Source organism: Sphaerisporangium sp. B11E5 (genome assembly GCF_039871875.1).
GTDB lineage: Bacteria > Actinomycetota > Actinomycetes > Streptosporangiales > Streptosporangiaceae > Sphaerisporangium.
In genome coordinates, this window is record NZ_JBDPMD010000004.1 from 41,231 (window position 1) to 59,333 (window position 18,103).

Here is an 18,103-nt window from a genome sequence, read left to right on the forward strand (position 1 = left end):
TGACCTGTGGCTGAGATTCTGGTTCTCGTCGAGCACGTCGACGGCGCGGTCAAGAAGGTCACCCTTGAACTGCTGACACTGGCCCGCACCCTCGGCACCCCGTCCGCGGTCTGGGCGGGCCCCGGGTACTCCCCGGACGCCCAGGCCAAGCTGGCCGAGTACGGCGCCGACAAGATCTACGTCGCGGACGCCGCCGACCTGGCCGACCACGTCGTCGCCCCGAAGGCCGAACTGCTGGCCCAGCTCGTGTCCACCGCGTCCCCCTCCGGCGTCCTGGTCGCCGCCACCGCCGAGGGCAAAGAGGTCGCCGGCCGCCTGGCGATCAAGACGGACTCCGGCGTCATCACCGACGCCGTGGGCCTCGGGGAGGGCTTCGTCGCCGAGCAGTCCATCTTCGGCGGCGGCGTCAACGTCAGGTCCCGCGTACGCAGGGGCACCCCCATCGTCGCCGTACGCCCCAACGCCACCACCCCCGAGCCGTCCACAGGCGCCGGCACGGAGGAGCGGGTCGAGGTCGCCCTGTCCGACACCGCCCGCGCCGCCCGCGTGGTGGAGCGCGTCAAGCAGGAGAAGGGCGCCCGCCCCGAACTCGCCGAAGCCGCCATCGTGGTCTCCGGCGGCCGAGGCGTAGGCTCCGCGGAGAACTTCGCCGTCATCGAAAACCTGGCCGACTCCCTGGGCGCCGCCGTAGGCGCCTCCCGAGCCGCGACCGACGCCGGCTGGTACCCCCACCAGTTCCAGGTGGGCCAGACCGGCAAGACGGTGTCGCCCCAGCTCTACATCGCGGCCGGCATCTCCGGCGCCATCCAGCACCGCGCCGGCATGCAAACCGCCAAAACCATCATCGCCATCAACAAGGACCCCGAGGCCCCCATCTTCGAACTGGCCGACTTCGGCGTCGTGGGCGACCTCCACCAGGTAGTCCCCCAACTCACCGAAGAGATCCAGAAGCGCCACTGACCCGGCCGCGCCGCGCCCGTCTCGGGCGCGGCGCCGCCGCTTCCTCCCGCCCCACCGCTCTGCGTTTTCGAACGGCGCCGCGACCGCGGGACATCGTACGGCGAATCCGGCGCCGCCGTACGGGGAGGTAGGTGGAGAACCGGCCCGCGCACCTTCCCCGTGCTGCCTCGTCTCGCCGACCTGGACCGGCGCCGCGACGGCGGGACGTCGTACGGCGAATCCGGCGCCGCCGTACGGGGAGGTAGGTGGGAGGGGCGCGCCGTCGTCACGGTCCTTGCGAGAGGGCGCTACGCGCCGGAGCCGCAAGGGCTGTCCTCAACGGGGGACACCCCCACACCCCCGGGCCTGCCGGGTTCATCCCTCTCCGGCCGTTCCACCTCAGCCAGAGCGTGCCGTTCCTCAAGACAGCACCGCGCACCCGTGTCCATACTCCCGCATGCACGCTTCCCGCTCGCGCGGTTCCGCTGTCGCCACCGCACCGACCCCGTACAGGGGCCGCTGCGGTGGAACGTGGTACGGCGGTTCACCGGGTGGGCTCGGCCTGCTAGGCGACGAGACGGAGCGGCTCCACCGCGATGTCCTCCGTCTCGTGCGGAGCCTCGCTCTTCTCATCGGCGGGGGCGGACGCCCGGGGAAGGAGCAGGGCGGTCAGGGCCATGACCAGGCCGAGGGCGATGGTCAGGGTCAGGGCGATTCGCAGGGACGTGGTGTGGGTGAGGGCGCCGATGACCACGGGGCCGAGGAGCAGGCCGGCGTAGCCCATGGCGCCGGTCTGGGCGATGGCCGGGCCGGGGGTGCGGGTCGCGGCGCCTGCCAGGGACAGGGCCATGGGGGAGACCGTGGCCACCGAGAGGCCGATCAAGACCATGCCTGCCACGGCCACGACGGCCGAGGAGGTGCTCAGCACCAGCGCGAACGCCGCCGCCGTGCCGAGGCCGGAGGCTGCGATGAGAGCGCGTGCGCCGAAGCGGGAGCGCAGGCGGTCGCCGGTCAGACGGGAGACCAGCATGCCGGCCTCGAAGATCGGGTAGCCGATCGCGGCGACGGCCTCGGGGGCGCCGACGGTGTCGCGGAGGAACAGGCCGTTCCAGTCGGCCACCGCGCCCTCCACCATGAACGCGGCGAACGCGATCACGCCGAGCAGGTAGACGACCGGCGGCATGCGGCGGCGCGCCCCGCCGACCGCGGCCGGCCCGGCGGTCAGGTCCGGCAGGTACGTGCGGCTGAGCAGGAACGACGCGGGGACGGCCGCCATCGTGACCAGCACCAGGTTCGCGGTGAACGACATGCCGGACGCGATCGCCGCCGTGCCGAGCAGCCCGGCGGACATGGCGCCGACGCACCACCCGGCGTGCATGCCGTTCATCAGCGGGCGGCCGTACGCCCGCTCGACCGTCGCGCCCTGGGCGTTCATCGCCACGTCCACCGTGCCGAAGAACATGCCGAACACCGCGGCCGCCGCCACCACCAGCGCGTACGACGGCGCGACCGCCACCGCGAGCAGCGACACCGCACACGACGGCGCCGCGATCCGCAGCACGGGCCCGCTGCCCACCCGGGCCATCACACCGCGCATGGACTGCATCGCCACCAGCGCGCCGAGACCCCAGGCGAGCAGCACCACCCCCATCGCCGCCTCGGAGATGCCGAGTTTGTCGGTGAGAGCGGGGATGCGCACGGTGAACGTGCCACACACCAGTCCGGCCAGAACGAAGGTGAGGATCACGCCGTAGCGGGCGGTCCTCAGGGCGCGGCTCATCGAGCGGCTCCTTTCAGAATGTTTCAGGGCATGCGTCACGTGCTCGCGGTGACGCCGGGTGTGGGCGCGCGGGGAGGGGGGAGGGCGATGGGCGCGCCGAAGGGACGGACGAGGGGGATTTAAGGGGATTTTTGGGGATGCGGCGGAGCTTCGGCGGCCGGAAGGAGACGCGTGCGGGCCCGTCAGCCGGGCAGCAGGGCGCAGAGGCGGCGGTACAGCTCCTCGTACTGGCCCTCGTCGTAGAAGCCGGGGTCGTGTGTCGCCACATCCCACAGCCCCTCACAGGCCAGCCGGACGATGCGGGCCGCCATCGGGTCCGGCTCGTCGGCCAGACCCTCCCGATGCCAGCGCGCCATGGCCTCGCGTAACGGGGCCAGCAGCTCGGGGTCGCCCGCGGCGCCGGTCGCCACGGCCCAGCGGCGCAACCGGCCGCTGCGTACGGCGTGGAATGTCGCCGCGAGGTAAGCCCGCGTGTAGGACGGCTCGTCCTGCGTGGCCACCAACTCGTCGAAGTCGTGGACGAGTCGCTCGATCAAGCCTCTGATCAGCGCTTCCTTGGTGCTGAAGTGATAGAGAAGCCCGCCTTTGCTCACGCCGGCGCGCTCGGCCACGGCCGACAGCGTGAGGCACGGGGCCCCCTGCTCGGCCAGGAGCGCCTCCGCGGCGTTCAAAAGCTCATCTCTTCTCACACCCGTTACTATACCGTCCGGACGGTATAGCGAGCAAAGTGGGTACTCTTAGGTACGCCATGGCTTATCTCGACCACGCGGCGACCACGCCGATGCTCCCCGAAGCGATCGAGGCGATGACCGCGCAACTCGTGCGCGTCGGCAACGCCTCATCCCTCCATTCCGCCGGCCGCCGCACCCGCAGGGTCGTCGAGGAGTCACGTGAGACCATCGCCGGAGCCCTGGGTGCCCGTCCGAGCGAAGTGGTCTTCACCGCCGGCGGCACCGAAGCCGACAACCTCGCCATCAAGGGCCTCTACTGGTCCCGGCACGCCGCCACCGGTGCCGACCGCGTCCTCATCAGCGCCGTGGAACACCACGCCGCCCTCGACCCCGCCTTCTGGCTCGCCGAGCGCCAGGGCGCCACGGTCGAGTCCCTCCCGGTCGACGAACACGGCCGCGTCCACCCCGAGACGCTCCGCGAGGCCATCGACCGCGACCCCGCCCGGGTGGCCCTGATCAGCGTCATGTGGGCCAACAACGAGGTCGGCACCATCCAGCCGGTCAAGGAACTGGCCACCGTGGCCGCCGGACACGGCATTCCCTTCCACACCGACGCCGTCCAAGCGGTAGGCCAGCTCGACGTCTCCTTCGCCGCCTCCGGCGCCGCCGCCCTCACCGTCTCCGCCCACAAACTGGGCGGCCCCATGGGCGTAGGCGCGCTGCTCCTGGCCCGGGGCGTGGACCCCGTCCCGGTACTCCACGGCGGCGGCCAGGAACGTGAAGTCCGCTCCGGCACCCTGGACACTCCCGCCATCGCCGGCTTCGCCGCCGCGGTCCGCACCGCCGTGTCCCGCCGCGAGGAGAACACCGCGCGCCTCCGCGCCCTCCGCGACACCTTGATCGCCGGCGTCCGCGAAGCCGTCCCCGACGTCATCCTCAACGGCCACCCCGACGACCGCCTCCCAGGAAACGCCCACTTCAGCTTCCCGGGCTGCGAAGGCGACGCGTTGCTGATGCTCCTGGACGCCAAGGGCATCGAATGCTCCACAGGCTCCGCCTGCTCCGCCGGCGTGGCCCAACCGTCCCACGTCCTGCTGGCCATGGGCTCCGACGCCACCAGCGCCCGAGGCTCCCTGCGCTTCTCTCTCGGTCACACCTCCACCGAGGCGGACGTGGACCGCCTCCTGGAGGTCCTCGGGCCCGTGGTGGAGCGCGCCCGCCGCGCCGGCGTCGGCTGACCGTCAGCCGGAAACCGGCCGGCCTGGGGCCGGCCGGCCGGTTCTGGGCTGTGTCGTCTAGAAGATGGTGTCGAACGCGGACCAGTTGTTGCTGATGTTCTCCCCGGTGCCGCTGGCGAAGCCGCCGGAGCCGTTGCCGCGGTAGAGGTGCAGGTCCTTTGTCGTGGCGTTCCGGGCCAGGACGTCGGTGTCGCCGTCGCCGTTGAAGTCGCCGGGGGAGAAGATGGTGTCGAACGCGGACCAGTTGTTGCTGATGTTCTCCCCCGTGCCGCTGGCGAAGCCGCCGGAGCCGTTGCCCCGGTAGAGGTGCAGGTCCTTGGTGGTGGCGTTCCGCGCGAGCACGTCGGCTTTCCCGTCGCCGTTGAAGTCGCCGGAGGAGAAGATGGTGTCGAACCCGCTCCAGTTGTTGCTGATGTTCTCGCCCGTGCCGCTCTGGAAGCCACCGGAGCCGTTGCCCCGGTAGAGGTGCAGGTCCTTGGTGGTGGCGTTCCGCGCGAGGATGTCGGTGTTGCCGTCGCCGTTGAAGTCGCCGGGGGAGAAGATGGTGTCGAACGCGGACCAGTTGTTGCTGATGTTTTCGCCGGTGCCGCTGGCGAAGCCGCCGGAGCCGTTGCCGCGGTAGAGGTGCAGGTCCTTGGTGGTGGCGTTGCGGGCGAGGATGTCGGTGTTGCCGTCGCCGTTGAAGTCGCCGGGGGAGAAGATGGTGTCGAACGCGGACCAGTTGTTGCTGATGTTCTCGCCGGTGCCGCTGGCGAAGCCGCCGGAGCCGTTGCCGCGGTAGAGGTGCAGGTCCTTGGTGGTGGCGTTCCGCGCTAACACGTCGGCGTTCCCGTCGCCGCTGAAGTCACGGTCGGCACCGCCGTCCTCGATGATGTTGTTGTAGCGGATCGGGCGGTAGTTCTGCATGCTCGACCAGGACTCGCTGCCGACCTGGCCGTGCGAGTTCGCGCTCGGGCCCTTGGCCCAGTCGTTCTCCCAGCCGTCGCCGTCCGGGTCGGAGCCGCCGTTGAGGGAGTACGTCCACGCGCCCTGGCTGTGGTCGGAGGAGTTCTTCCACCGGGCGAACAGCTCCATGTGCCCGTCCTTGAGGATGGCGTCCCCCGGCCGGAGGTCGTGCAGGCTCGACAGGTAGTGCTTGCCGGACCAGCCCGCGAAATCGGAGGTGCTGTTTCCTCCCTTGCCGGAGTTCGCCGTGATGTGCCACGCCATGGACACCAGCCCGGAACAGTCGGGCCCGTACTTGTGCGACCCGTCCACATCGGTGACAAGTGTGTTGGACCGGCGCGTCAGGTTGTACTGGACATTGCGGTTCACCCAGTTCTGCGCCCGGGAAAGCACCTCAGAACGCGTGATGGGCCCGCCGGCGGTGCTCGCCGCACCCGCGTGGTTCCTCTTGGTGCCCTCGTCAAGGACGGCAAGGGCGAACATGGCGGTGACGAGCGCCGCGAATATGGCGACGGCGCGGGACAAGGAGAGGCGGACGGCTGATTGGTTCATGGCTTCTTCCTCGAGATCCAATGCTTATGGGGAAAGCCTGATGCGTGGCGCTGTAAATCCTCTGGAAGCGTGCGACAGAGCGGCCGGGGCGCCGGACCGGCGCCCGCTGTGCGGCTTCGCCGGTCAGAAGATGACGTCGAACGCGGACCAGTTGTTGCTGATGTTCTCGCCGGTGCCGCTGGCGAAGCCGCCGGAGCCGTTGCCGCGGTAGAGGTGCAGGTCCTTGGTGGTGGCGTTGCGGGCGAGGATGTCGGCTTTCCCGTCGCCGTTGAAGTCGCCGGGGGAGAAGATGGTGTCGAACCCGCTCCAGTTGTTGCTGATGTTCTCCCCGGTGCCGCTGGCGAAGCCGCCGGAGCCGTTGCCGCGGTAGAGGTGCAGGTCCTTGGTGGTGGCGTTGCGGGCGAGGACGTCGGCTTTCCCGTCGCCGTTGAAGTCGCCGGGGGAGAAGATGGTGTCGAACCCGCTCCAGTTGTTGCTGATGTTCTCCCCGGTGCCGCCGGCGAAGCCGCCGGAGCCGTTGCCGCGGTAGAGGTGCAGGTCCTTGGTGGTGGCGTTGCGGGCGAGGACGTCGGCTTTCCCGTCGCCGTTGAAGTCGCCGGGGGAGAAGATGGTGTCGAACCCGCTCCAGTTGTTGCTGATGTTTTCCCCGGTGCCGCCGGCGAAGCCGCCGGAGCCGTTGCCGCGGTAGAGGTGCAGGTCCTTGGTGGTGGCGTTGCGGGCGAGGATGTCGGCTTTCCCGTCGCCGTTGAAGTCGCCGGGGGAGAAGATGGTGTCGAACCCGCTCCAGTTGTTGCTGATGTTCTCGCCCGTGCCGCTCTGGAAGCCGCCGGAGCCGTTGCCCCGGTAGAGGTGCAGGTCCTTGGTGGTGGCGTTCCGTGCGAGCACGTCGGGGTGGCCGTCACCGCTGAAATCGGCGCGTGACAGCCCGGCCGAGATGGTGTCCACGATGATCTGCGCGTCGCCGGCCTGCGGCTGGTACCGGTCCGGGTAGGCGGAGACCTGGACCGCCTGGCACACCTCGCCGATGGGGGCGGTCCGCCAGGAACCGTTCGGGTACTTCGACTGCATCTTGTTCAGGAACGCGTTCGTCGCCCATGTCGGGTTGAGACGCTGCTCCCTGGTGCCCCAGGACGCCCGCTGCTGGAACAAGCCCAGGCTGTCGTGGTCGAGTTCCACGCTGATGTTGTCGATGCTGCTCTCCACGATCGTCGTGGTGATCGCGATCACCGCGGCTCTCGGATGCAGGCCCCTGTCCCTGACCGCCTTGATCACCATCCGGGCGCACGAGACCCGGTACGCCGACATGTAACCGCGCATCTTCGCCCCGAGCTTGCCGTTCAGCTCCGTGGCGAGTGCGGCGTCGGTGCCGGTGGGGCCGGCGGGGTCACACGGCGCGACGGCCCGCGCCGCGTTGACGTCACTGGCTTTCGGCACGGGCGTGGGATCGGCCGCCGCCGCAGTGGGGAGGGCTAACGCCAGCCCGGCCGAGACCGCCGCGACCAGTCCGGCGGGGCCCCAGCTTCTCCGTCGGGCCGGGCTGCCCCCTGCGAAAGGAAAGTTCATCGAAGTCCTCGTCTCCTCGGTGTCGGGTCGAGGTATACGAGACTCCGTCGTGCTCCAAATTCGCTTCAAGACCGCTGGAAGACACACAAGAGGTGGCAAATCCGCCGGTCACGTCCTCGCGGGACGCCAAGACTTCTCTCGTCAGGTGCTTCGAGACGGTAAAGTGTCCAGTCGATGGAGACTTGACACGATTCCTTGGGAGCCGGAGCCATGGCGTCACCGCGGGACGGCTACACGATCGGGCAGCTTTCCCGGATGTCCGGGCTGCCGGTGAAGACGATCCGGTTCTACTCGGACGCCGGGGTGCTGCCTGAGCGCGACCGCACCCCGGCCGGGTACCGGATGTACGGCGAGGACGATCTCGCGCGCCTGGAACTGGTGCGGGCGTTGCGGGAGATGGGAGTCGACCTCGCGACGATCCGGTCGCTGGGGGAGCGGGACCTGAAGCAAGTGCTCGCGTTGCATCTGCGCACCGTGGAGACGCAGCTCAAGAACCTTCAGCGCACCCGGGCGGTACTGCGGGCCACCCTCGACAAGGGAGATCCGTCCGAGGCCGATCTCCGCAGGCTCAACACTCTCGGAAGGCTCGGCGCGGCCGAACGGGCGGCGTTGCTGGACTCGTTCGTGGCCGAGGTGGGCGGCGGGAACGAGGCGCGGGAGCGGTGGCTCACCGGCCTGCGGGAGGCGATGGTGCCCGACCTGCCCGCCGAGCCCACCCCGCAGCAGCTGGACGCGTGGCTGGAGCTGGTGGAACTGGTGGCCGACGAGGACTACCGGGCCAGCCTGCGGCGGCAGAGCGACGAGTTCTGGGAGCGGCAACAGCGGCAAGGGACCGCCGACCTGGAGAAGTGGCGGCACAGCAACGACGCCGTCGCGGACACCGTGCTGGCCGCGATCGAGGACGGCGTGGACCCCACCTCCCCCGAGGCCGTCCCAGTGCTGGACAAGACCATCGCACTGCTCACCGGCATGCACGGCACCGAAGACAGCCCCGAGTTCCGCCGGACACTGGCCCAGGCCTACCAGGAACACGACCCCCGCGCCGCCCGCCAATGGCAACTCGCCGCCATCATCACCGGCGCCCCATGGCCACACCCCCAGACGGTCGCCCACGAGTGGATCGGCAGAGCTCTCCACGCCCACACCTGAGCCGCGACGCCACACCGGACGGCACTATCGCCGCTTTGCCATACACGAACAGTATTCATGAGATAACTTAGCGTCATGTCCGCTGCTCCCCACGAGGCATTGCACAGGATCTTCCAGCGAGACACCGAGCTGCTCCCTCGCGTCCTCCGGAACGAACTGGCCATGCCCCTGCCCGACCCGGTCAAGGTAGAGATCATGAACGTCGACCTCACCGACCTGGCCCCCGTCCCCCGATGGGTCGACACCCTGCTCAAGCTCCACTTCCCCGACCGTCAGGTGATCGCCGCCATCGAAGCCCAGACCGACAGATCAGAGGAGAAACGCCGCCGCTGGGCACGCTACCTCGCCCACCTGCACGACACCCACGAATGCGACGTGCTGCTGATCGTCACCTGCCCCACCGCCGCGACCGCCCGCTGGGCTCGTCAGCCCTACGTGATCGGCATGCCCCAGTGGCACACCATGACAGTCCACCCCCTGGTGCTCGGCCCCGACAACATTCCTCCCATCACCGACCAGACCCAAGCCGCCCAGGACGTCCACTTCGCCATCCTGTCTGCAGTCGTACACGCGAAGTCACCGTCCGTGGATGCGATACTTGACGTACTGTCCGACGCACTCCGCCACATCGACCAGAAACAAGCCGCCGACCTGGCCGAATTCACCGAATCCGGCTTGGGGGAAGGCCCCGCACGCAACATCTGGAGGACGCTCATGGCAGCCAAGACCCACACCTACATCTCCGAACTCCGCGCCAAAGGCCGCGAGGAAGGCCGCGAAGAGGGCCGCGAGGAGGGCCGCGAGGAGGGCCGTAAGGAAGGTGAGGCGAAGGGTGAGGCGAAGTCCATCCTGCTGGTGCTGGAGGGGCGCGGCCTCGTGGTCAGCGACGATCAGCGCCGGCGCATCACCTCCTGTGCGGACACCGATCAGCTCGAGCGGTGGCTTCGTCGTGCGGGCACTGCGACGAGTGCCGACGAACTGCTCGCCTGACTGTGGCGCTCTGCCTGTCGCGGGTCGGTGAGGCGGGGCGTCGGAGGTCTGGGGAAGGTAGTCTCGAAGGGTTATGAGTCTTCGTGTGCTGGCCGCCATGTCCGGCGGTGTCGACTCCGCGGTGGCGGCGGCTCGGGCGGCTGAGGCCGGGTACGACGTCACCGGGGTTCACCTTGCGTTGTCGTCGAATCCGCAGTCGTACCGGACCGGGGCGCGGGGGTGTTGCACGCTGGAGGATTCCCGGGACGCGCGGCGGGCGGCCGACGTCATCGGGATTCCCTTCTATGTGTGGGACATGGCGGAGCGGTTCCATCGGGACGTGGTCGAGGACTTCGTCAGCGAATACGCGGCGGGGCGCACGCCCAATCCTTGTCTCCGGTGCAACGAGAAGATCAAGTTCGCGGCGGTGCTGGACCGGGCGGTGGCGCTCGGGTTCGATGCCGTGGTGACGGGGCATCACGCGCGGCTGGACGACGGGGTGCTGCGGCGCAGTGTGGACGCCGGGAAGGACCAGTCGTACGTGCTCGGGGTGCTGACACGGGAGCAACTCGCTCGGGCCGTCTTTCCGTTGGGGCACTCCACCAAGGCCCAGGTGCGGGCCGAGGCCGCTGATCGCGGGCTCACTGTGGCCGACAAGCCGGACAGTCACGACATCTGTTTCATCGCGGACGGGGACACCCGGGGGTTCCTCGCTGAGCGGCTCGGGTCGGAGCCGGGGCCGATCGTGGACGAGTCCGGCGAGGTCGTCGGCGGGCACTCGGGGGCGTACGGGTTCACGATCGGGCAGCGCAAGGGGCTGCGGATCGACAGGCCCACGCCGGACGGGCGGCCCCGGTATGTGCTGTCCATCGAGCCGGTATCCAACACGGTGACGGTGGGGCCGCGTTCGTCGCTGGCGGTGAGCTCGATCGTGGGCGCCCGGCCGATCTGGAACGGGCCGGTCGCCGAGCCGCACGAGCCGCTGGCCTGCATGGTGCAGCTTCGCGCGCACGGCGAGGTGTACGGCTGCCGGGTGCAACTCTCCGGCGGCGAGCTCCACATCCAGCTCGACACCCCGGCGACGGGCGTGGCGGCGGGCCAGGCGGCCGTCCTCTACGACGGGGACACCGTGCTCGGCTCCGCCACCATCACGTCCTCGTCCTGAGGGACACCGTCTCCGGGTCCGCAGCGCCCGCGTGCTCAGGGCAGGGTGACGCTCTCGCCGGGCTTGAGGCGGCGGAAGTCGGCGTTCTGGTCCTTGCCGCGTCGTTCCAGGAGGCCGTCCACCAGGGACAGGCCGATGTCGTTGTACAGGCCGTCGTGGATCGAGTACGCCCTCTGGGGGGCGACCTCGCGCAGGTAGTCGACGAAGTCGCTCGCTTTGAGCCACGGGCCGGTGGTGGGTGTGAGCAGGGTGCCCACCGGGACGCCGGGGACGGTGAACGCGTCGCCGGGGTGGAACAGTTCGCCGTCGACCAGGAAACCGATGTTCGGCACCACCGGCATGTCGAACGCGATCCGGGCGTGCTGCTGCCCGGCCACGCCGACCTCGAAGCCGGCCGTGGTGAACGCGTCGCCCTCACCTACGACGTTGACCGTGGCACCGATGCCGTCGAGTTGCCCGGCCACGGCTTCGCACGTCCATATCTGCACGTGGGAGCCGAGGGCGGCCAGGCGCTTGACCTCCAGGTGATCGAAGTGCTCGTGGGTGATGAGTACGGCGTCGGCGCCGGCGAGCGCCGATTCCTCGGTCAGCCCTCCGGGGTCGATGACCAGGGTGGCCCCGTCCTTCTCCAGCCGCACGCACGCGTGCCCGTGTTTGGTGAGCTTCATACGTCCCATCATGGCCCTCCCCGCCCCGCCGTCCCCTGCGCCCTCCCGGGCCGTAGCACACGCCACCGACATCCCGCGGGTCGTCCACAGGCCTCGCCCGAGCTGCTTGCGCCGGTTCTAAGCTTCGGGCGTGAACGAATTTCCCTGGAATCCCGCGGCTGCGACAGGAGTCGGTTCCCATCCCGGTACCGATCATGTCGAAACGCTGCGCGCGGTCTTCGGCGAGCTGCCGGACCTGCCGTACCTCCCGGAGCTGCCGGAGCGCGGCGTGGGGGCCGACATGATCGGCCGCACCGCGTCCCTGCTGGTCGAGCTGCCCGTGGAGGTGCAACCGTCCGGCTGGCGCATGGCCGACCACCCTGGGCGGGACGCCCGCCGGGCCCGGGAGCACCTGGCCCGTGACCTGGACGGGCTGGAGGAGATCGCCCAGGGGTACGAGGGGCCGCTGAAGATCCAGATCTGCGGGCCGTGGACGCTGGCGGGCGCCATCGAGTTGCGGTACGGCGACAAGGTGCTCGCCGACCCCGGCGCGGTGCGCGACCTGTCCGACTCGCTTGCCGAGGGCCTGGCCGCGCACATCGCGGGGGTGCGCTCCCGGGTGCCGGGCGCGCGGGTCGTGCTCCAGATCGACGAGCCGGGCCTGCCGGGTGTGCTGGCCGGCACCGTGCCCACCGCCTCGGGCTTCGGGCGCCTCGCCGCGGTGGAGCCACCGGTGGTGTCAGAACGGCTGAGCGCCGTGCTGCCCGCCGATGCCTTCGCCGTGGTGCACTGCTGCGCGCCCGCCGTCCCGTTCGACGTGCTCCGCTCGGCCGGCGTCCACGGCCTCTCGCTGGACCTCTCCCTGTTGCGCCGCCGTGACGACGACCACATCGGCGAGGCCGTCGAGGCCGGCACCGCCCTGTTCCTCGGCGTCGTCCCCGGCAGGGGCACCCGCCTCCCCGACAAGGGTGTCGTCGCCAAGCCCGTCATCGAGTTGTGGCGCCGCCTCGGCTTCCCGCCGGAGACTCTGGCTGCGCAGGTCGTGCTCACCCCGTCCTGTGGCCTGGCCGGCGCCTCGCCGATGTACGCCCGCGCCGCGCTGGCCCGCTGCCGCGAGGCCGCCCGCGTCCTGCGTGACGACCCTGAGGATCATGAGAGTTGACGCCTGGTAGGGGTTGGATTGGTGGGTGTTGTGGGGTGATGGTGGTTATGGCGAGGTTCGTGGAGAAATGTCGGTGGGGAATGGCATGGTGGTAGTAACGATTCCCCAGGTAGAGCGGCTAAGCGGGGGTGCGGGAGCATGTCGGCGGCCGTAGCGTTTCTGCGGGGGGCGAGCGATGAGGGGAGACGGCATGGCTGATGAGGTGGAGCGCGGTTCGGTGGAGGCACCGGAGCGTCACGCCGAGCTGGCCGGACCGGCTGAGGCGGCGGAGGACGTGCCGGCGGAGGCGGCGGAGAGCGTTCCGGCCGAGGCGGAAGGCGTGCCTGTGGAGGCGGGAGGCGTGTCCGTGAATGTGGTGGACGGCGTTCCGGCCGAGGGGGTGAATGGCATTCCGGTGGAGGCACTTGAGCGTCATGCCGAGCTGGCCGAGCTGGCCGACGACGCCAACTGGCGGTACTACGTGCTCGACGCGCCCACCGTCAGCGACGGGGAGTACGACGCGTGGATGCGGGAGTTGCGCGAGCTGGAGGAGGCACATCCCAGCCTGGCGACGCCGGATTCGCCCACGCAGAAGGTCGGCGCGCCCATCTCCACCGAGTTCGCGCCGGTCAACCACCTCAGGCGCCTGGAGAGTCTGGACAACGCCTTCAACGACGCCGACCTCGCCGGCTGGCTGGCGAGGGCCGAGCGGCTGCTGGAGACCGACCCGGCGCCGTACCTGTGTGAGCTGAAGATCGACGGGCTGGCCATCGCCCTGGTGTACGAGAAGGGCCGCCTGGTGCGCGGCGCCACCCGCGGTGACGGGCGGGTCGGCGACGACGTCACGCCCAACGTCCGCACCGTCGCGAACATCCCGCACCGGCTCACCGGGGACGTGCCCGATGTGCTGGAGGTCCGCGGCGAGGTCTACCTCACGGTCGAGGGCTTCGAGAAGCTCAACGAGCAACTGGTCGCGTCCGGCAAGCCGCCCTTCGCCAACCCTCGCAACTCGGCGGCGGGCTCGCTGCGCCAGAAGGACCCGCGCATCACCGCCCAGCGGGCGCTGCGCATGATCGTGCACGGTGTCGGCGTGTGGGAGGGGGGCCCGGCGTTCCCGCCCACCCAGTCCGGTGTGTACGAGAAGCTGCGCGACTTCGGGCTGCCGGTCAGTGAGCTGTACAAGGTCGTGCCGGGGCTCACCGAGATCACCGAGTTCGTCGAGAACTACCGGCAGCACCGCCACGACACCGAGTACGAGATCGACGGCGTGGTGGTCAAGATCGACCGCATCGAGCTGCAGCGGCAGCTCGGCTCCACCTCGCGGGCGCCCCGGTGGGCGATCGCCTTCAAGTACCCGCCGGAGGAGGTCAACACCAAGCTCCTCGACATCCAGGTCGGCGTCGGCCGCACCGGGCGGGTCACCCCGTACGGCGTGATGAAGCCGGTGATCGTCGCCCAGTCCACCGTGGAGCGGGCCACGCTGCACAACGCTTCCGAGGTGGCGCGCAAGGGGGTGCTGATCGGCGACACCGTGGTGCTGCGCAAGGCCGGCGACGTGATCCCCGAGATCGTCGGCCCGGTGGTCCCGCTGCGCGACGGCACCGAGCGCGAGTTCGTCATGCCCACCCACTGCCCCGAGTGCGGCACCGAGCTGCGGCACATGAAGGAGGCGGACGTCGACATCCGGTGCCCCAACGCCCGCTCGTGCCCCGCGCAGCTCCGTGAGCGCATCTTCTTCGCGGCGGGCCGGGGCGCGTTCGACATCGAGGGCCTCGGCTACGTCGCCGCCACCGCGCTGACCGCCCCCGAGCCCCCGGAGGAGCCCCCGGTGCGCACGGAGGCCGACCTGTTCGACCTCACCATGGACCGCCTGCTGCCGATCCGCTCGGTGGTCCGCGACCAGGACACCGGCCTGCCCAAGACCGACCCGGAGACCGGCGAGCGCAAGATCGTCACCTTCTTCGCCAACATGAACGGCGAGCCCAGCAAGAACGCCCAGCACATGCTCGCCCAGTTGGACAAGGCCAAGCAGCAACCTCTGTGGCGCGTCCTCGTGGCCCTGTCCATCCGCCACGTGGGCCCGACGGCCGCCCAGGCCCTGGCCACGGCGTTCCTCTCCCTGGACCGCATCTTCGGCGCGTCCGAGGAGGAACTCGCCGCCGTGGAGGGCGTAGGCCCCACCATCGCCGCGAGCATCCGCGAGTGGTACGCCGAGGACTGGCACCGCGAAATCGTCGAACGCTGGCGCCTGGCCGGCGTCCGCATGGCCGACGACCCTCCCAAAGCCCAGGGCCCCCAGTTCCTCGCCGGCCTCACCTTCGTCGTCACCGGCACGCTGTCCGCCTTCACCCGCGACGAAGCGGGCGAAGCCATCGCCGCCCGCGGCGGCAAGGTCACCAGCTCCGTCTCAAAGAAAACCAGCTTCCTGGTAGCAGGCGAAAACGCTGGCTCCAAGTACGACAAAGCCGAAAAACTCGGCGTCCCCATCCTCGACGAGGCCTCCTTCCAAACCCTCCTCCGAGACGGCCCCGACGCCGTGACCCCCGCCCCCGAAACCACAAACCCTCCCGCCGAGGAGACAGAGGCGAAAACCCCCGACCAGGAGCCAAAGGCAGAACAGGAGACCGCCATCGAGCCCGCGTAGCCACCCGGGGGCTCCCGCCATGCGCCCCCACTGATCCCGTCCAACGGTCCCCCCGCTGGTCCTGTCCGCTGGTTCTCGGGGACACCGCGCCCTGACTGGATCGGCTGACACCTGGCGGCAAGGGGGGCGGGGCCACTCGATCAGCGTGTTCGAGGACGGTGCCGACGTAGGCGCGCGCCGGCCGGCACGGGCCAGGTCGCCGGGTCGGCCTTGGTGAGGCGCGTAGCTGGCCCCGCCCGGCTGCTCCGCTCGGCTGCTCCGCTCGGCTGCTCCGCTCGGCTGCTCCGCCCCGCTGGTTCCGTCCGGTGCGTATGCCCGCCGAACGTTCCGTCCCTGGTCCGTTCGCTGATCCCGGCAGGCAGTTCCGTCCGCGTTCATCCGTCCGCGTTCATCCGTCCGCGTTCATCCGTCCGCCGGCTCGTCCGTCCGCCGGCTCGTCCGTCCGCCGGCTCGTCCGTCCGCCGGCTCGTCCGTCCGCCGGCTCTGCCCGTCCGCTGGCTCGTCCGTTCGCCGCGGTGGTTGCGGCTGCTGGTCCTGCCCCGCGGTGGGCACGCAGGGCTTTTTGTCTCGTCCGGGGGTGGATATGTGGGGGCTCGGGAAGGTGGGTTCAGGTGAGGGCGACGGAGGCTTCGGGGGTGTGGGTTAGGAAGGTGAAGGATTCCTGGAGGTAGAGGTGGATTTTGGTGGGGTCGTGGGAGTCGTAGCCGATGGAGAGGTCTTGGCCTAGGTGGAGGGTGTGGTCGCCGCCTCTTGTGGTTACCAGGAAGGCGCCGGTTATGGCGGGGGCCCAGATGATTTCGCCGTCCAGGAGGCGGCGGAGGTGTTCGTGGATGGGGTAGCCGTGGTCTGAGGTTTCGCTTACCACGGTGTGGAGGTCGGCGCTCAGGGCGAGGGAGTAGGGGCCGTCCACGCCGGCCAGGCGCAGGGTGCTGATGGCTTGGCTGACCATGTCGGGGTAGTCGCGGGGTTCGGGGGGGAGGAGGAGGCGGGGGTTGGAGGAGGAGCTGCGGATGCCTTCGATGCCGGCGGCGGGGTAGCCCTCGAAGATGGCGCGGTCCTCGGCGGAGGCCATCTGGCGGGCGGCTTCCTTGACCGGTTCCCAGTCGGCGTCCTTGGCGCCGCGCTCGACGGCGTCCACGGCTTCGCGGTCGACGGTGAACGGGATCCGCAGCTCGATGAGCGGGCGGGACCGCCGGACGCTCGCGACGATGCCGGGGGCGGGGGGCTCGATGGACGACATGTGGCCGGTGGGTACGGCGGACAGGGTCAGGCCGCCGGGTTCGGGGACGTCCACGAGGCGGCGGCCGGCGAGGTGGCGGACGAATGTGCGCCGGGCCTCGGCCTCCAGGTCGGCCCAGGCCGCGCCGGAGATGGGTGCGAGTTCGCGGTGCAGGTTGTTCATCGCGAGGTGCTCCTCTTCAGGTCGCCGATCCCCAGCGACCCGTCGGGGGCGGGCAGGGCGTCGGATGGTGCGGGTGCGGGTGCTAGTGCGGGGTCCGGTGCGGGACGGACGTCCGCGGCGCCCGTCGTGGCGCCGGTCGTGGCGCCGGTCGTGGCGCCGGTCGTGGCGCCGGTCGTGGCGCCGGTCGTGGCGCCGAGTGCTTCTCGCGGAGCGGCCGCCACGGCGGCCAGGGAGTTCTGGGAGGTGGTGGTGAGGTTTGTGGTGGCGGGTGCGGGAGGGGTGTCCAGGAAGTCGGCGGTGGGGACGTGGAAGAGGGTGCCGGTTGTGGCGGTGGAGAAGTCCAGGAGCCGGTCGTGGGGGGCTGGGGGGAGACCGGTGAACATGTTCTGGAGCATTTGTTCTATTACTGAGGGGGTGGAGGTGTAGCCGATGAAGTAGGTGCCGTATTCGCCGCGGGCGGGGGCGCCGAAGGGCATGTTGTCGCGGATGATCTTTCGTTCGGTGCCGTCGGCGTCGATGATCGTGTTCAGGGCCACGTGGGAGTCAGGGGGTTTGCGGTCGTCGGGGAGCTCTATGTCCGACAGCTTGGTCCGGCCGACCGCCAGTTCCTGGGCCTCGGTCGTGAGGGTGTTCCAGGCGGCTACGTCGTGCAGGTACTTCTGCACGATCACGTAGCTGCCGCCGGCGAAACCGGGGTCCTCGGCGCCGACGGTCACGGCCTCGTACGCTTCGCGGCCGTCGGGGTTCTCCGTGCCGTCCACGAAGCCGAGCAGGTCGCGCCGGTCGAAGTAGCGGAATCCCTGTACCTCGTCCTGGACGGTCACCACCTGGCCGATGCGGTCCATGATCTGGGACTCCAGCTCGAAGCACAGATCCATCCGTTCGGCCCGGATGTGGAAGAGCAGGTCCCCGGGGGTGGACGGCGCCGTGTGCCGTGCCCCGCGGACCTCCCGGAACGGGTGGAGCTCGGCCGGGCGCGGCCCGCCGAACAGCCGTCCCCAGACCTCGGAGCCCACCCCTACGACGCAGGAGAGCCGGCCGTCGCCGCTCCGGAACCCGATGGCCTTCGTCAGGCCGCGGACGTCCTGCAGCAGTTCCCGCACGGTCTCTTCCCCGCCGGGTTCGACGGTCACCACCAAGAAGATCGCCGCACTTGTCAGCGGGCCGAGGACCGCCTGCGGCTCCGGCACACGTTCCGCCGTCATGGGGTTCGCCTTCCGCGCGCTTCAGGTTCCCTTGGCTGGAGGGACGGGGCAAAGTATGCCAGTGCGCTGGTAAAGGGGCAGTTCCGGGGGAAC

Annotated in this window: 14 protein-coding genes; 7 read left to right on the forward strand and 7 right to left on the reverse strand. The window is 70.1% G+C overall.

The annotated features are described in order from the left end of the window. Positions 1-6: 6 nt before the first annotated feature. Positions 7-960 (forward strand): electron transfer flavoprotein subunit alpha/FixB family protein, encoded by a 954-nt coding sequence (locus ABGB17_RS05770; protein ID WP_347626740.1) that lies wholly within the window; start codon positions 7-9, stop codon positions 958-960. Between the two features lie 544 nt (positions 961-1,504). Here ABGB17_RS05770 and ABGB17_RS05775 read toward each other — a convergent pair. Beyond that, on the reverse strand, positions 1,505-2,719 hold the full coding sequence (locus tag ABGB17_RS05775; RefSeq protein ID WP_347626741.1) for an MFS transporter: 1,215 nt from the start codon (positions 2,717-2,719) through the stop codon (positions 1,505-1,507). 182 nt (positions 2,720-2,901) lie between these two features. Beyond that, positions 2,902-3,408: a TetR/AcrR family transcriptional regulator gene (locus tag ABGB17_RS05780; RefSeq protein WP_347626742.1), complete on the reverse strand. Its 507-nt coding sequence runs from the start codon at positions 3,406-3,408 to the stop codon at positions 2,902-2,904. Positions 3,409-3,467: 59 nt separating this feature from the next. On the opposite strand from ABGB17_RS05780, the gene ABGB17_RS05785 reads away from it, so the two are divergent. Beyond that, complete coding sequence (locus tag ABGB17_RS05785; RefSeq protein ID WP_347626905.1) at positions 3,468-4,628, forward strand: cysteine desulfurase family protein; 1,161 nt, start codon at positions 3,468-3,470, stop codon at positions 4,626-4,628. Between the two features lie 57 nt (positions 4,629-4,685). Here ABGB17_RS05785 and ABGB17_RS05790 read toward each other — a convergent pair whose 3' ends face one another. Beyond that, the gene (locus ABGB17_RS05790) at positions 4,686-6,125 is read right to left on the reverse strand and encodes a VCBS repeat-containing protein (protein ID WP_347626743.1); all 1,440 of its coding nucleotides are present in this window, start codon (positions 6,123-6,125) and stop codon (positions 4,686-4,688) included. A gap of 123 nt (positions 6,126-6,248) precedes the next feature. Further along, positions 6,249-7,559 carry a VCBS repeat-containing protein gene (locus tag ABGB17_RS05795; protein WP_347626744.1) on the reverse strand — a complete coding sequence of 437 codons (1,311 nt, stop codon included), beginning with the start codon at positions 7,557-7,559 and terminating at the stop codon, positions 6,249-6,251. Positions 7,560-7,898: 339 nt separating this feature from the next. Between ABGB17_RS05795 and ABGB17_RS05800 the strand changes: the two genes are divergently transcribed. The 3 genes from ABGB17_RS05800 (at position 7,899) to mnmA (ending at position 10,971) form a co-directional block, all read left to right on the forward strand. Next, the gene (locus ABGB17_RS05800) at positions 7,899-8,837 is read left to right on the forward strand and encodes a MerR family transcriptional regulator (protein ID WP_347626745.1); all 939 of its coding nucleotides are present in this window, start codon (positions 7,899-7,901) and stop codon (positions 8,835-8,837) included. Between the two features lie 195 nt (positions 8,838-9,032). Further along, entirely contained in the window at positions 9,033-9,827 is a 795-nt protein-coding gene (locus ABGB17_RS05805) for a hypothetical protein (RefSeq protein WP_347626746.1), read from the forward strand. 73 nt (positions 9,828-9,900) lie between these two features. Beyond that, positions 9,901-10,971, forward strand: coding sequence for a tRNA 2-thiouridine(34) synthase MnmA (gene mnmA, locus ABGB17_RS05810; protein ID WP_347626747.1), 1,071 nt, complete (start codon positions 9,901-9,903; stop codon positions 10,969-10,971). 35 nt (positions 10,972-11,006) lie between these two features. Here the strand turns inward: mnmA and ABGB17_RS05815 are convergent, their stop codons facing one another. Beyond that, positions 11,007-11,639, reverse strand: a complete 633-nt coding sequence (locus tag ABGB17_RS05815; RefSeq protein WP_347626748.1) for an MBL fold metallo-hydrolase — start codon at positions 11,637-11,639, stop codon at positions 11,007-11,009. Between the two features lie 130 nt (positions 11,640-11,769). Here ABGB17_RS05815 and ABGB17_RS05820 point away from each other — a divergent pair, with 130 nt between their 5' ends. Together ABGB17_RS05820 and ligA are read left to right on the forward strand one after the other, a co-directional pair. Beyond that, positions 11,770-12,780: a methionine synthase gene (locus ABGB17_RS05820; protein ID WP_347626749.1), complete on the forward strand. Its 1,011-nt coding sequence runs from the start codon at positions 11,770-11,772 to the stop codon at positions 12,778-12,780. 190 nt (positions 12,781-12,970) lie between these two features. Next, positions 12,971-15,403 carry an NAD-dependent DNA ligase LigA gene (gene ligA, locus ABGB17_RS05825; protein ID WP_347626750.1) on the forward strand — a complete coding sequence of 811 codons (2,433 nt, stop codon included), beginning with the start codon at positions 12,971-12,973 and terminating at the stop codon, positions 15,401-15,403. Positions 15,404-16,010: 607 nt separating this feature from the next. Here ligA and ABGB17_RS05830 read toward each other — a convergent pair. Both ABGB17_RS05830 and ABGB17_RS05835 read right to left on the reverse strand, forming a co-directional pair. Next, positions 16,011-16,805 carry a family 1 encapsulin nanocompartment shell protein gene (locus ABGB17_RS05830; RefSeq protein ID WP_347626751.1) on the reverse strand — a complete coding sequence of 265 codons (795 nt, stop codon included), beginning with the start codon at positions 16,803-16,805 and terminating at the stop codon, positions 16,011-16,013. Next, the gene (locus tag ABGB17_RS05835) at positions 16,802-18,010 is read right to left on the reverse strand and encodes a Dyp-type peroxidase (protein WP_347626752.1); all 1,209 of its coding nucleotides are present in this window, start codon (positions 18,008-18,010) and stop codon (positions 16,802-16,804) included. The genes ABGB17_RS05830 and ABGB17_RS05835 overlap by 4 nt, the downstream gene beginning before the upstream one ends. Positions 18,011-18,103: the final 93 nt, after the last annotated feature.